This is a genomic window from Marinomonas spartinae, from assembly GCF_900089775.1.
Classification (GTDB): Bacteria; Pseudomonadota; Gammaproteobacteria; order Pseudomonadales; family Marinomonadaceae; genus Marinomonas; species Marinomonas spartinae.
In genome coordinates this window covers 21,936-35,574 of sequence record NZ_FLOB01000016.1, presented here as the reverse complement: position 1 = coordinate 35,574, position 13,639 = coordinate 21,936, and the positions used below count along the sequence as shown (strand labels likewise).

Here is a 13,639-nt window from a genome sequence, read left to right as displayed (position 1 = left end):
GTTACGCGTTTAAAAAATGTTAATTTTAACTGAAGGTCTCTATTTTAGAGGCCTTTTTTATTTTTAAGTGTAGAAAACCATTGCTTGTTTAATGACTTAGATTAATTGTTTTTAAAGTGTACTAAGCTGGTTCTGATCACATATCAGGACGATACGAAAATTGATACAGTCAGGTGAGCTCGAGGATGGTGCTGTGATTCGTATTTCTTCTGAGCAAGACCTAAGTCCGATTAAACGAACTTTGGATCAGAAACAATTTACTATGCAAGAGAGCTAGTTTGTTGGTTGGCATGTAATGCCAAAGAAAATAGTTATCGAAAAAACGATGCCTGCTATTCTCAATATTTTGGATAAATAGCAAAGTAAACTGATATGGATATTTTTTTGTTGACCTGTTGCAGCTCGCTTAAATGCGAATAAGGTTTCTCAGCATGTTCTGCTTAGTTATAGCAAAATTACTCAAGAGTTTGAGGATATCAGGATGCTTGATAAAAGGGAGCCTTGCCTGAAGCTGCTAGGCTAAACGTCCACATAAGGGTTGGTATTTAAAGAATATATAAGTTTTTTTAAATGCGGTATATATGTCTATAGTGTTAGCATTAATTATGCTGGGATTTCGGCGTTGCTATCTCTATTGTGATATCAAAAGCAATAATTGTTTATAGGGCTATAGGACATAGACTATGTTTCAAAAGTACCTTAAAAGCCATTTTTCGAGAAGTACTATTGGCCGAAAAATGGTAGCGTTCAATAATAGTACTGTAGCATTAGCTACTGATTTAGGGTTAAAAAGGCGTGAAAATCAAGATCGTGTAGCAGCTCTTAGTTTCAGATCCAAGAGCTCAAAATACTATTTAATTGCTGTTGCTGATGGAATGGGTGGTATGAAAGATGGTGAAGAGTCCGCGGTAATTGCCCTTTCTTCATTTTTTTCAGCAGCATTAGAAAACGTTGAACTTGGTCCAGAGCACTTTCTTAAAGATGCTGTAGTTTTTGCAAATGAAACTGTATATGCGCTTACTAAGAGCCGGGGTGGAAGTACTTTGTCTGCACTTCTTATTAACAGTGATGGTATGGGCATGACTGTTAATGTTGGTGATAGTCGAATTTATGCTAAGAAGAGCGATTCTCATGAGGTTGTAAGATTGAGTGTAGATGATTCTTTAGCTGAAGCGTTTGGAAGCCATGGTAGGGATTTACTGCAGTTTATCGGTATGGGGGAGGGTATAAAGCCACATATATCATTTTTAGATGATAATTACCTTCATGCATATTTGATGACTGATGGGATTCATTTCATTGAACCAAATACTCTGTCAGATATTGTGGCGGAAGCAGATAATGCAATTCAGGTTGTTGAAAGGCTGATTGCTATTTCTCGATGGTGTGGAGGGCCTGATAATGCATCTATATGTGCTATTGATCTAGATGCATTCGACTTTCAGGAATGTAGTTCTGACAGCACCGTTGCGACACTATTTGACCCTTTTGGTGTTTCTAATTTTATATTTGAACAGTCAATTAATGTTGACTCTGAAAGTAGTCATGATTCAGACGTCTCTATGGAGGTTATTGAAAAAAGGGCTCGTCAGCCTTTTAAAAAAGACAAATCACAGGATGTCAAACCTTCACCTGATGATAAAGTCTCTGATAAAACTTCTGTAGTATCGAAGAGTAAAGTAACTAGGACATATAGAAAAACACGTAAAAGGAAAAATACTGAAGAAGAGCAACAACTTAAAATAATAAGCTTGGATGATGAAGATACGGAGAGTTAGAGATGAGTGAATATAGATATGAACCACTTAGTGAAATCTCTAATTTTGGAGGTATGGGGGAGGTTGCTTTTAGCAAGGATCTTCATTTAGATCGCAAGGTTGCAATAAAATTTCTACAGGCGGGGGTTGAAGAAAGACGCTTTTTGGATGAGCAGTTAGCATTGATGCAGTTACGTTCCAAGCACGTTGTTCAGCTCTATGACGTAATAAACATTCAAGGTCGAGAAGGATTGGTTTTAGAGTTCATTGAGGGGAAAGATCTTTCTGAATTAGATTATGATGAACTTGGCTCCGACGTTCTCATTCATCATCTTTGGCAAATTGCATGTGGTCTAGTCGACATTCACAATCACGGAATTATTCATCGGGATTTAAAGCCTAATAATGTTCGGATGAATGAAGATGGTGTGATTAAGATTTTCGACTTTGGTCTGTCTAGATCGCAATCAAACGCTGCGACCAAAGGGGTTGTTGGGACATTTGTATTTATGGCTCCAGAGCTTTGGGGAGCGGGATCATCTAATTTTTCAAAAGCGGTTGATGTATATGCATTTGCTATAACTGCTTTGGTGTTAGCTAATAAAGAGCTTCCTCAAGAATTGTGTGAGTTGCCTCCTTTAGAATATATTCGAGGTGGAAAAATAAGAGAGTCACTTTCTGGTGTGGATTCGAAGGTGGTCGATATTATTGAGCAATGTCTTTCTTATGATCCCGCTATGCGTCCTAGTATGAAAAATGTTGAAATATGTCTTAGAAGGTATCTTCTAAAAGGACGGCATACAGGGCTTTTTATTATTGGGGATGAACAAAAATATGTCGATAGTAGTAAACGATCCACAAAAATTGGGCTTCAAAATGATCCTACATCAATTTCGATCGAATATGATGGGTATGACTTCAAAATTACTCATATAAGTGGGTGTGTTAGGGTTAATAACCAAATTGCTACCGTTGGTAGGGCGCTCCCTGAATCGTCAGTATTGACTTTCGAGTCATCAAAGTCACAAAGCCGAGCATTTGTGACATTTGATATATCAAACCCAGAGGTGGTTGTATGATTAATTCAGGTCAATTGGTGGGTGGTAGATATAAAATTGAAGAGCATATAGGGTCGGGAGGTATGCAACACGTATATCGTGCGTTGGATACTAAACTTGATATATTGGTGGCCCTGAAAACGCCTCAAGAAACTCAAAAAGATCAAAAGTTCAAGAATAGTGCGATTATCGCAGCGAGAGTAAATCATCACAATGTAGCAAAAACATTGGATTACTTCGAGGACTCTGGTGAAGCTTATTTAATTGAAGAGCTAGTTGATGGCGGGACTCTTGAGGATAAAGCTTCATTATATGAATATTTTGATCCTCATATGTCAGCAAAGGTCTTTCATTTATTAGCAAAAGGTGTTCAAGCGTCTCATCTTCAAGGTGTGATACATCGCGATTTAAAGCCTAGTAATATAATGGTTACGAAAGGTGTTGGGGTAACAGGTCTTAAGATAACAGACTTTGGCATTGCTACTTTTACAGAACAGGTATTTTCCGAAGAAGCTCGGTCAGGAGATATGACGCGCTCTACATCAGGAACTGTAAGAGGAGCTCTTCCATTTATGGCTCCAGAGATGATGTTTAGGAAGCCGAATATTGATCTTACTGAAGCAATAGATATTTGGTCTATAGGCGCAATGATGTTTAAGCTGATGACAGGAGACTTCCCGTTCGGAGTATATTTGGAAGCTGCTGTAAATGTGAGCACCAAGAACCGGCAGCCATGGCCACTATTTATGACTAGTAATCCGCAATTTTCAGCATTATCAAAGGAATTGCAAGGGCTAGTAGATAGATGTTTGGAGTACGACCCTTCTAAGAGGCCAACGTCCACAGAGCTAGTTAGTGCGTGTCAGGATTTATGTTACCAATCTGGGGACAGATATGAAGGTAGAATAACGCGGACCTTTCAAAGTGGTTATAGTTTTTTTGCGAAAGGGGGCGATCATGATGTTTACGTAAGTAAATCAAGTATTTATGGAAATAGTAGGCTTGAAGTCGATTCAGTAGTTTTATATTCAAAGTACCCTGGTCAGCCAAATCAACGAGCCCATCCGGTGGTAAAGCTCAAAGATCGACCTATTGAGTTCTAAGGAAAAAGTCAAAAAGCCTCAAATTATTTGAGGCTTTTTTTATATCTAAAATGATGAGTTTTGGATATAAAAAATGGTTTCATTTTCATTCATAGCGCTTATAAGGAGCCTAAGATGTTAACGGGTAAGCATATTCTAAGTTGTGACTGTATTGATAATGACGATCTTCATCGATTGTTCGAGCTGGCGGATCTCCTTCAGCCAGTAGCGAAGGGGTTAAAGTATACTCGTATATTGGAAGGGGCGATGTTGTGCAGTTTGTTCTTTGAGCCAAGTACCCGTACTCGTCTTAGCTTTGATTCGGCTTTTATGCGCCTTGGTGGATCGGTTTCCAGCACAACGGGCTTTTCCTTTTCTTCCATTGCCAAGGGGGAATCCCTTGAAGATACCAGTCGTGTCGTGAGTGGCTATGGGGATATTCTCGTTGTTCGCCATCCTGAGGAGCAGGCAATTTATGACATTGCTGCACAAACCTATGTTCCCGTAATCAATGGCGGTAATGGTGCTGGTGAACACCCCACGCAAGCCTTGCTTGATTTGTATACGTTAGAGCGGGAGTTGCAACGAACAGATCGTTGTTTGCAGAAAAGCGTGATTGTGTTGGCAGGGGATCTGCGGTTTGGCCGTACGATTCATTCTCTGGTGAAACTATTGGTGCGTTTTTCGCCTCGTAAATTGATTTTTCTGTCGCCAGAAAACTTACGATTGCCGGAGAACCTTAGAGATATGCTCGCAAAGCAAACCATAGACGTGGAGGAAACTCAGAACGTGGGTGAGGCGTTGAGGCAAGCGGATGTGATTTACACAACCCGAGTGCAAAAAGAGCGTTTTCCTGAGAATGAATTAGCAGAAAACTACTCCAGCAACTTTCGTATTGATGCGGCGTTGTTTGAGCGTTTTGCTTCTCCCAATACCTTGATTATGCACCCTTTGCCCCGGGACAGTCGTGAAGGAGCAAACGACCTGTCGGATGACCTGAACTCAGATTCACGTTTAGCCATCTTTCGTCAGACCGATGCCGGTGTGCCTATTCGTATGGCGCTTTTCGCCTCCGTGATGGGCGTGGCTGATCACGTGCAGAATAGCTTACAGGAAGCTAAGTGGTTCACTCCTCGTTACACGGGCGTCCAGGATGCGGCTTTTTATGAGCGAAACCCTGCCAAGTAATAGGGTTATATTTGATGTTTTGTTTAAAGTGTTTGGTCACTCATCCATTCACACAGATTGGTGAGCATGTTTTTACACTGTTCTAATTGATCAATTTGAACAAACTCGTCCGGTTTGTGGCCTTGCTCCATACTGCCTGGGCCACATACTAGGGTGGCAACACCCGCTTCATCAAATAGCCCGCCTTCTGTACCAAATGCGACGGTATCGAATTCAGCGCTGTTACTCCATTTTGCTAACCATTGGGCAAAGTCGGATTGTGGGTCTGTCAGTAAAGGAGGGTACGTCGCAAGCGTTTCAAACTGGATCTTGGACTTCCCATGAATGCGTTGCATCTCAGGCTCTAAGCAAGAGGAAGCGTAGTGCTGTAGTGTCTCAAAAGTAGCTTTGGCATTGCTTTCTGGTAGATAACGCATTTCGACATCAAATTGGCAGAACTCCGGCACAATATTGAGTGCGGCTCCTCCTTGAATTAGTCCTGTCTGTAATGTGCTATAAGGTGGATCAAAGCGCTCATCTTGCTCCTCTTTTAACGGAGTAGAAAGTTCGGTTACTTTATTGATGAGCTTAGCCGCATACTCAATGGCATTGACGCCTTCAGGGGTATAAGCGGAATGGCAAGCATGGCCATGTACTTTACAGCGCATGGCGATTTTCCCTTTGTGACCATAAACGGGCTTCATGTTCGTGGGTTCACCAATAATACACATAGCGGGTTTATCGGGAGAGGCTCGCAAGTGTTCAATAAGGCTACGAACCCCTAAGCAGCCGACTTCTTCGTCGTAAGAAAAAGCCAGATGAAGGGGGAGGGTGAGTTGATTTTCTTGGAATAAAGGGATGACATGCAGCACACAGGCAATAAAGCCTTTCATGTCAGCACTGCCTCTGCCAAAGTATTTATTGTCCTGCTTGGTGAGTTGAAAAGGCGGAACAGACCAATTCTGTCCATCAACAGGCACCACATCCGTATGGCCTGATAACATAACACCGCCATTTCCTGGGGGACCAAGGCGAGCGTAAAGGTTCGCTTTGGTGCCCTCCGTGTTAAAAATCAGCGTCGAGTCAATATTCAACGCGTTAAGATAGTGTTGAATAAATTGAATAAGCTCGATATTCGATTCTCGGCTGGTGCTATCAAAGCGGAGTAATTGACTCAGGATATCCCGAATAGAGTGGGAGGCAGGACTACTCATCCCCCGGTACTCCGTAACTAGGGGCCTGTCTAGGGTCTAGTGCTCGAGTAACATAGGCTTGCATTTGTGGTTCGTAATCTTGCCATAGCTTGCTAAGTTCCCCGACAGGGTCTTCGTCTGCCCAATCGACACGTAAATCAACAATTGGCCATGTATAGTCATCCACCACTTTTACGGCAGCAGAATGTTCTGGTCCAGCCTCGCCACCTTGATTGATGCCAGCGGTAAGTGCGTCAATCAAACGGGTTGTTAATTCGCCGGAACTGGCTTCAAAGGCCTGTATCATAGCGTCAATTACATTTGACTGAGACAGCATATTACCCGCCGCCACGCAGTGGTGACCTTTTACCATATGATGGATGCCTAGGGTTTCGGTGCCGCTAAAACAGGCTGTTTGTCCATGGGTATCAATGACTGCTACTTGACGATAGGCGCTGAACTTATCGTCTGATAGTGATGCTTTTAAGGCTTGATCCGGTGTGAGCCCTGTCTCCATGCGCACTAGAATTTTTTGTCCTAGTGCAGGCAACGTGATGTTTTGGCTGGAAACCGCCCCCACTCCAGACAACAGCCAAGGGCAGCGAGCTCCTACTGCAATGCTGGAAGAACTGATTGCAATACCCAGTTGTCCGCTCTCTGGGCAGAACGCGGTAATAGATATAGTCATATTCTCTCCTTAGTTACTTCTTCTCTGGTATTACGGCAATGACATCGATTTCCATGAGCCATTGTGGTTGCGCCAAGCCAGCCACTACCAAGCCTGTTGAAATGGGAAAAACGCCTTTTAGCCATTTGCCCACTTCGCGATAAACGGGTTCGCGGTAGCGTGGGTCGGTAATGTAGGTGGTGGTTTTTACTATGTGGGACAAATCACTGCCCGCTTCTTCGAGCAGCTGCTTGACGTTTTTCATGGCTTGCTCCGCTTGTGCTTGCGGATTCCCTAGGCCAATGAGATTACCTTCAAAATCGGTACCGACCTGACCGCGAACATATACCGTATTACCCGCCACAACGGCTTGGCATAAATCATTATCAAGTGATTGATTAGGATAGGTTTCTTTAGTGTTAAACATGCGAATTCGTGTGTGTCGGCATGATGGTGGCCTCTAAACGTTATTTGGATAGTACTGGTATTGGCGTTGAATCACGATTTGGTCTGCGATGTATTTTGCATCGTGCCAAACACCCCAGATAAAGGTAGAACCACGACGTGATAACCAAGGTAAGCCTAAAAAGTACACACCGGCCTCGCTGGAAACACCGCGATGGTGCTTAGGTTGATGGTTCTCATCAAAGGCATTAACCTTCAGCCAGCTGTAATCCGTGGTGTAACCCGTAGCCCAAATAATCGTATTGATGCCCGCCGCTTTCAGGTTTAGCTTAGTGGTTGGGTTGGTCATGCACTCAGGATCCGCTAGGAAGTGCCGAGCGTCTGGTTCCTCAGGTAAATCTAGACCGTGGCGAGCGACGTATTCGTCTGCGCGGTCTAGCAGAGAAAGGTAGTTATCATCACCTGCACGAATATTCTTTGCCAAATCACCATCAAAGTATACGTTGCCATTTTCAAATGCACTGGTGCGACCAACAAGATTCAGCCCCTGTGATGCTAACTCTCGAAAGTCGATGGTTTTGCCGCCTTCTGCACCGCTTACGGCAATGGTGACATGCTCTTTGCCTGGCTCATTGGCTGCCGCGTCCCATAACCCTAATACGCCAAGCCACCAAACAAAGTCACGGCCTCGATAGCTACGAGGTGGTCGATCATGAGGTCCTACCGAAAGAAAAACTTGTTTGCCGGCACGGTTTAGTTCATCCGCAATTTGTACGCCGGAAGACCCTGCTCCCACGACCAATACGGCACCTTCAGGTAACTGCTCTGGGTTATAATATTTTGCAGAATGAATCTGGTAGAGCTCAGGGTCGGTCGGCGCAATGGATGGAATGGTCGGAATTTGAAACGGTCCAGTGGCGCTGACAATACGTTGCGCTTTAAAGGAGCCTTCTGATGTTTCGATGATGAAACCGCCGTTACCTTCATCTCGGACCGCACTAAAGACTTCAACCCCCGTTTTGACAGGGGCATCAAATTTATGGGCATACGCTTGGAAATAGTCAGCGACTTTGTCTTTTGAGACAAAGCTGTCTGGGTGAGCACCAGGGAATGTCATGCCAGGGAAGCGGTCATGCCATGCGGGGCCATTTGCAACGAGGGAGTCCCATCGATGGCTTCGCCATGCTTCGGCAATACGGTTTTTCTCGAGTACGATGTGCGGTACTTCTTGGCGAGTTAAGTGCTCGCTCATGGCAATACCTGCTTGGCCTGCCCCGACAACCAGTGTGTCGATGTCTGTAATAGTCACTGTCATGTGTAAATGCCTTTATTGCCGGATGTTAATTGCCCAAAAGGGATGAACTCAGCTTATGGCAGTGAATAAAGACAGTAAAATATTATAAATATACGATCTAAATAGAAAAAATATCGATGGTATAAAATGCTTTTAATTTGCTCATCGAATTATGTTTGTGTTTGTTCTATTTACTCTTCCTTATTATCAAGATCGACACTGCGGCAATAATCCATAAATAAGCGTGCAGGATGGGTCGGTTCATTGGTTTTCAAATACGCCATGATTAAGGTTGAGCTTTCCATTTCATCTTCAATATCAAGATACGCCAGCTCTTGACCGTCGTAGGTAATATTGGTGCAGGGCTTGGTAACCAGCACAGAAAATCCTTGTCCCTGTCCCACCATGCAGCGGACCATTTCTATAGAGGGGGAAGCGTACGCAATCTCTGGATGCAGACCTTTCTCGGTAAACAGGCTTAAAAAATAATTTCGGCTGGGGATAACATCCAGTATAACCATCGGTTCGCGGCTTAGCTCAGCCAGCGTCACCGAGCGTTTTTGTGCCAGTGGATGCTTGGCAGGCAGAAGTGCATAAGGCTTATGTGGCGCATTTAAGGTTTCTTTGCGAATCGAATTATCCAGTTGCAGGTCATATAAGAAAGCAAGATCGAATTGACCCCGATGTAACCCCACCATGATTTCATGCTGTTCACCATCGTGCAGTTGAATTTCTATATCCGGGTACTGCTGTTTAAAGCCCGCGATCAATTTTGGAATGTAAAGAGGCGCAACCGATTCAAAACTCCCAATGGAGATTTTGCCACTGGCGATGTCGCTTGCCGCCAGTGTATTTTGTTCAAACTCATGGGAGAGTCTGAGTAGCTCTCGTGCCTTATCATAAAATCGTCGACCGCTGGGTGTTAGCGAAACCCCTTGTGCGTGATGTCTTATCAAAAGCTGCTGCCCGAAGGAGTCCTCAAGATTTTTGATGGCAATTGATATAGAGGGTTGGGCGATGTGCAATTTACGAGACGCTTCTGCAATGCTTTCAGTTTCGACGACCGTTGCAAAATAGTAGAGCTGCTTTAAGGTGAAATACCGCATAGACAGTACCTATAGAAAAATTATTGTTTATTTTGATTAGTTTATAGTTTTTATATTGCAAGCGGTATGCCATCTGATTGTTAACCTTCTATTTCTCCAATAGATAGAAGTCTTTCCTAATAAAGTCATTAAAAAAGTAACGTCGATAAATTAAATTTATGCACCATTTCGGTGTGGTTTTTTGTTTTCATTTGGTGCGATGTATAAAAGTACTTGTATTTATTTAGGTTAGTAGATGAAAGGGTGCTTTATTATGATGCGAGTGGCTTAGATAGTTTTTTTAAAACTAGAAGAGAAAAAAATAATAATTGCTAGGCGTCTAGATCTCCCTACATAGTGATGGCACACATTTTGAGAGTTCGCTCTTATTCACTTATGAAGACAGGTCGCCATTCTATGACGTTTGATTGGAATTACTTTTTCAGTTTATTTCGCTTAGCGGATTTTTGGTGGGCAAGCTTGACGGTGATAAAACTCAGCTTGGCCAGCTGGCTATTAAGTATTGTATTCGGCTTTGTTTTAGCACTTGGAAAACAGTCTCGTTTTGTACTTTTTAATGTTCCAGCGAAAATTTATATATGGTTGTTTCGCAGTTTACCGCTTCTTGTTTTGCTCATTTTTGTTTATAACATGCCGCAGATTTTTCCCGCTAGCAGCACGGTTCTGGCGAGTCCTTTTTGGGCGGGATTGATTGCCATGGTGCTGTGTGAAAGTGCCTATATTGCTGAAATTCATCGTGGTGGCTTGCTCTCTATTCCGAAAGGGTAGGGGGAAGCGGCCAGAGCGTTGGGCATTCGCTTTGTCGGTATTCAGTGGCTGGTGGTGATTCCGCAGGCTATCAGAGTTGCCTTACCGGCTTTAACAAACGAATACATTTCGATTGTGAAGTTGACGTCTCTGGTCTCAGTGATTTCCTTAACCGAAATTTTAATGGTGGGCCAACGTCTCTATACCCAGAACTTTTTGGTGTTGGAAACCATGGCGGCGGTAGCGGCTTATTACGTCATGATTGTGACAGTGTTTGATTTCTTATTAAAACAACTCGAAAACTACTTAGATGTGACAAGGGGAAAAAGTGCTCGTCAGCCATCGGTTGAACTCATGGAAAGTGTTCGTCGTGCCCCTGCCCATCCAGTGGTGCCACAGGCAGAGTTTGATGGGCCCGCTCTGAAAGCGTCAAGACTGCACAAAAGTTATAACGATGTAGAAGTGTTGGGCTCAGTCAACATGAGCGTGAATAGTGGGGAGGTCGTCTCTATTATTGGTCCTTCTGGCTCTGGTAAGACCACTTTGATCCGCTTGTTGAATGGGCTTGAGCAGTTGGACAATGGGGAAATTGATATTAATGGCAGTCCATTCTTGAAGCTATTGCGTCATGGCGCGGATAAATCGCGGTTTATTGAGCATTCAGAGCACAGAACCAAGATAGGAATGGTGTTTCAAAGCTTTAACTTGTTTCCGCATTTAAAAGTCATCGACAACCTATTACTTGCGCCGCGCTATCACAAAATGGGGAGCCGTACTGATCTGGAGCTTCAGGCGTATCAACTGCTCGATAAGGTAGGCATGCTGGAGCACGCTTGGAAATATCCGCACCAATTATCCGGCGGTCAACAGCAGCGTGTCGCCATCGCGCGAGCTCTAATGATGCGGCCGCAAATCATGTTATTTGATGAACCCACTTCCGCTTTGGACCCCGAAAAAGTCAACGAAGTGTTGCAAGTCATCGAAGACTTAGCCCGCGAAGGCATCACAATGGTGATTGTTACCCACGAAATGAACTTTGCCTTCAAGGTTTCCGACCGAATTGTCTTTATGGAGCAAGGGCGAGTGGTGTGTGATGACGCGCCGCAGGTCTTGAGGGAAGGGAGAAATCCTCGGGTAGAGGCCTTTCTGAAAGATGTCTCTTTGGCTTGATTACATACTGACGGAGTCTCTCGTGATAGAACAATGGCAAATAGATCAGTACCACGAACGGGGTTTTCTCGTGGTGGATAACGTATTGTCTGAACTGGAAGTGGCCGCCCTTCAAGCAGACTTTGATGCATGGGTTGAAGACAGTCGCCACTATGCAGAGCCTTGGGGAGAAACCTTAGACGGGCGTGCACGGTTTGATATCGAAAGCGACCACCGCTCAGATCATCCCTCATTGCGTCGCGTTGCCTCGCCAACTGAAATTTCAGCGGCATTCAAGCACACGGCGTTGGCGTCTAAAGTGGCACACATTGCGGGGCAATTAGTCGGCCACCGTGGCGCCCGTTTGCATCATAGTAAAATCAATTCTAAGTTGCCGCACACGGCAACTCAGGTGAAATGGCACCAAGATTTTCTCTTTACGCCACACAGTAATGATGACTTGGTAACCAGTCTCTTAATGATAAGTGATGTTACCCCTGACAATGGGCCATTACACGTTATTCCAAGAAGCCATAAGGGGCCACTTTTCTCACATTGGCATGGTGAGCGTTTCATGGGCTCAGTGAGTGCTCAAGTGGAGCAAGAACATTGTCAGGCCCCCGTTGCCAGCTACGGAAAAGCGGGCTCAGTGTGCTTTATGCACACGCGCTTGCTGCATGCCTCTAGTCCCAATGAAACGGAATTTCCTCGAACTTTATTCATCAGTGTTTATGCCGCAGAAGATGCCTTGCCTTATGGTGACAATCCTTTGCCAAGCATTCATTCCGGAACGCTTGTTTGGGGGACCGATAGCGGTGAAATTCGCAGTACCGCGAACCAATTGAAATTGCCACAAAAACCCAAAGGTGCCTCCTTCTTTGTCCAACAAGCAGGAAAAGACCTTATCGGCGCTTGATCCATTAAACTAACGAGAGGATTTCTTATGACGTTATATGCCCGTGTTAAACGCTCGACTATTCGTTCTGTCGTAACTGGTGTCGTGGGAGCGAGCATCTCTTTTGCTTCCTGCAATGCATTGGCTGATTTCAAAGAGCCTGGAAAGATAATTGCGGGGTCGGATATGACTTTCTATCCCTATGAATACATGAAAGATAATACCCCAAAGGGGTTTGATATTGAGTTTCTAGCCGGCCTTGGCAAAGTGATTGGTCGTCAGACCGTCGATGTGGATACTCGTTGGGCGAACTTGATCCCGGGGTTACGTGGTGGCCGTTTTGACATTATCAATTCTTCAATGTACATCACAGCCGATCGCTTGAAAGTCATTGATATGATTCCCTACCTAAAAAGTGGGGATGCTATCTTGTCTATTAAAGGAGCGGCCTATCAACCTAAAGTCCCTGAAGACTTTTGTGGGCATAAAGTTGGCTCCATGGCGGGGACGGCGTGGCTGAAACCGCTTAAAAAACTGTCAAAAGACTATTGTGAAGCAAAGGGTTTGAAACCCATTTCAATCAGTGAATACCCAACGGACCCACAGGCAACCCAAGCTATGTTATCTCATGCCGTTGAGGTTCAAATTACCGATGCCGCCGTGGCGCGAGGTATAGTAGAAAAAACGGGTCATCGAGTGGTGATTTCTTCCGATACTCTGATCTATCCCGTGTTAAATGGCTGGGGGGTGAAAAAAGGCAACGAGGAGGTTCGTCAGGCCTTAATCAAAGGATTGAAGGCGTTCAGTAAAACACCTGAGTACGCAGCTTTGCTGAAGAAGTACCACTTTAAAGCGCCGACTGCAGAAGATATTGCTCAGTTAATGCCGAAACAGCCTTAGCGCTACAATATAAGAGGGCATGATTCCCTCTTATATTGGCTGATATCATAAATAGATTCGTCTTGCCTTCATCCGCTTAATGCTCATCATTGAGCGGGTGCTTCCTCTTTTTACCATAGATAAAGCGATCTAATCACGTTGTAGAACCATCCACATTTCCGTAAACTCCTACCTTTATTTAGTGAGGCTTATAAGATGTTTTTTGACATCTTTTCCATG

Annotated in this window: 13 protein-coding genes and 1 pseudogene; 9 read left to right on the top strand and 5 right to left on the bottom strand. The window is 44.1% G+C overall.

Going from position 1 to position 13,639, the window contains the following annotated elements:
• Positions 1–683 precede the first annotated feature (683 nt).
• The 4 genes from MSP8886_RS19710 to pyrB all read left to right on the top strand — a co-directional run bounded on the left by MSP8886_RS19710 (position 684) and on the right by pyrB (position 5,085).
• A complete protein-coding gene (locus MSP8886_RS19710; protein ID WP_067020068.1) occupies positions 684–1,778 on the top strand; it encodes a PP2C family protein-serine/threonine phosphatase in 1,095 nt (364 codons plus the stop codon).
• Positions 1,779–1,780: 2 nt separating this feature from the next.
• Positions 1,781–2,836: a serine/threonine-protein kinase gene (locus tag MSP8886_RS19705; RefSeq protein ID WP_067020065.1), complete on the top strand. Its 1,056-nt coding sequence runs from the start codon at positions 1,781–1,783 to the stop codon at positions 2,834–2,836.
• The gene (locus MSP8886_RS19700) at positions 2,833–3,918 is read left to right on the top strand and encodes a serine/threonine-protein kinase (RefSeq protein WP_067020061.1); all 1,086 of its coding nucleotides are present in this window, start codon (positions 2,833–2,835) and stop codon (positions 3,916–3,918) included. Before MSP8886_RS19705 ends, MSP8886_RS19700 begins: the two co-directional genes overlap by 4 nt.
• Positions 3,919–4,032: 114 nt before the next feature.
• Complete coding sequence (gene pyrB / locus MSP8886_RS19695) at positions 4,033–5,085, top strand: aspartate carbamoyltransferase (RefSeq protein WP_067020057.1); 1,053 nt, start codon at positions 4,033–4,035, stop codon at positions 5,083–5,085.
• A 23-nt stretch (positions 5,086–5,108) separates the two neighbouring features.
• On the opposite strand, the gene argE is transcribed toward pyrB, so the two are convergent.
• From argE to MSP8886_RS19670, 5 genes are all read right to left on the bottom strand, one after another.
• Positions 5,109–6,278: an acetylornithine deacetylase gene (gene argE, locus MSP8886_RS19690; protein ID WP_067020053.1), complete on the bottom strand. Its 1,170-nt coding sequence runs from the start codon at positions 6,276–6,278 to the stop codon at positions 5,109–5,111.
• Positions 6,271–6,945: a DUF1028 domain-containing protein gene (locus tag MSP8886_RS19685; RefSeq protein WP_067020050.1), complete on the bottom strand. Its 675-nt coding sequence runs from the start codon at positions 6,943–6,945 to the stop codon at positions 6,271–6,273. Before MSP8886_RS19685 ends, argE begins: the two co-directional genes overlap by 8 nt.
• Positions 6,946–6,958: 13 nt before the next feature.
• Positions 6,959–7,351, bottom strand: a complete 393-nt coding sequence (locus MSP8886_RS19680) for a RidA family protein (protein WP_067020046.1) — start codon at positions 7,349–7,351, stop codon at positions 6,959–6,961.
• Between the two features lie 33 nt (positions 7,352–7,384).
• The gene (locus tag MSP8886_RS19675) at positions 7,385–8,644 is read right to left on the bottom strand and encodes a flavin-containing monooxygenase (RefSeq protein ID WP_067020043.1); all 1,260 of its coding nucleotides are present in this window, start codon (positions 8,642–8,644) and stop codon (positions 7,385–7,387) included.
• Positions 8,645–8,814: 170 nt separating this feature from the next.
• A complete protein-coding gene (locus MSP8886_RS19670) occupies positions 8,815–9,729 on the bottom strand; it encodes a LysR family transcriptional regulator (protein ID WP_067020041.1) in 915 nt (304 codons plus the stop codon).
• Between the two features lie 396 nt (positions 9,730–10,125).
• Between MSP8886_RS19670 and MSP8886_RS22625 the strand changes: the two genes are divergently transcribed.
• The 5 genes and pseudogenes from MSP8886_RS22625 to MSP8886_RS19655 all read left to right on the top strand — a co-directional run bounded on the left by MSP8886_RS22625 (position 10,126) and on the right by MSP8886_RS19655 (position 13,420).
• The gene (locus MSP8886_RS22625; protein WP_245659157.1) at positions 10,126–10,497 is read left to right on the top strand and encodes an ABC transporter permease subunit; all 372 of its coding nucleotides are present in this window, start codon (positions 10,126–10,128) and stop codon (positions 10,495–10,497) included.
• 15 nt (positions 10,498–10,512) lie between these two features.
• Positions 10,513–10,764, top strand: a pseudogene (locus MSP8886_RS22715) (ABC transporter permease family protein); the annotation flags it as partial.
• Positions 10,765–10,830: 66 nt separating this feature from the next.
• Positions 10,831–11,646 carry an amino acid ABC transporter ATP-binding protein gene (locus MSP8886_RS22710; protein ID WP_306455651.1) on the top strand — a complete coding sequence of 272 codons (816 nt, stop codon included), beginning with the start codon at positions 10,831–10,833 and terminating at the stop codon, positions 11,644–11,646.
• A gap of 22 nt (positions 11,647–11,668) precedes the next feature.
• Positions 11,669–12,541 carry a phytanoyl-CoA dioxygenase family protein gene (locus MSP8886_RS19660; protein ID WP_067020214.1) on the top strand — a complete coding sequence of 291 codons (873 nt, stop codon included), beginning with the start codon at positions 11,669–11,671 and terminating at the stop codon, positions 12,539–12,541.
• Positions 12,542–12,568: 27 nt separating this feature from the next.
• Positions 12,569–13,420: an ABC transporter substrate-binding protein gene (locus MSP8886_RS19655; protein WP_067020038.1), complete on the top strand. Its 852-nt coding sequence runs from the start codon at positions 12,569–12,571 to the stop codon at positions 13,418–13,420.
• The last annotated feature ends 219 nt before the right edge of the window (positions 13,421–13,639 follow it).

Excerpts from the sequence above, each read along its gene's own strand:
- MSP8886_RS19710 (WP_067020068.1), top strand. The coding sequence starts at position 684 with ATGTTTCAAAAGTACCTTAAAAGCCATTTTTCGAGAAGTACTATTGGC.
- MSP8886_RS19705 (WP_067020065.1), top strand. The coding sequence starts at position 1,781 with ATGAGTGAATATAGATATGAACCACTTAGTGAAATCTCTAATTTTGGA.
- MSP8886_RS19700 (WP_067020061.1), top strand. The coding sequence starts at position 2,833 with ATGATTAATTCAGGTCAATTGGTGGGTGGTAGATATAAAATTGAAGAG.
- pyrB (WP_067020057.1), top strand. The coding sequence starts at position 4,033 with ATGTTAACGGGTAAGCATATTCTAAGTTGTGACTGTATTGATAATGAC.
- argE (WP_067020053.1), bottom strand. The coding sequence starts at position 6,278 with ATGAGTAGTCCTGCCTCCCACTCTATTCGGGATATCCTGAGTCAATTA.
- MSP8886_RS19685 (WP_067020050.1), bottom strand. The coding sequence starts at position 6,945 with ATGACTATATCTATTACCGCGTTCTGCCCAGAGAGCGGACAACTGGGT.
- MSP8886_RS19680 (WP_067020046.1), bottom strand. The coding sequence starts at position 7,351 with ATGTTTAACACTAAAGAAACCTATCCTAATCAATCACTTGATAATGAT.
- MSP8886_RS19675 (WP_067020043.1), bottom strand. The coding sequence starts at position 8,644 with ATGACAGTGACTATTACAGACATCGACACACTGGTTGTCGGGGCAGGC.
- MSP8886_RS19670 (WP_067020041.1), bottom strand. The coding sequence starts at position 9,729 with ATGCGGTATTTCACCTTAAAGCAGCTCTACTATTTTGCAACGGTCGTC.
- MSP8886_RS22625 (WP_245659157.1), top strand. The coding sequence starts at position 10,126 with ATGACGTTTGATTGGAATTACTTTTTCAGTTTATTTCGCTTAGCGGAT.
- MSP8886_RS22710 (WP_306455651.1), top strand. The coding sequence starts at position 10,831 with ATGGAAAGTGTTCGTCGTGCCCCTGCCCATCCAGTGGTGCCACAGGCA.
- MSP8886_RS19655 (WP_067020038.1), top strand. The coding sequence starts at position 12,569 with ATGACGTTATATGCCCGTGTTAAACGCTCGACTATTCGTTCTGTCGTA.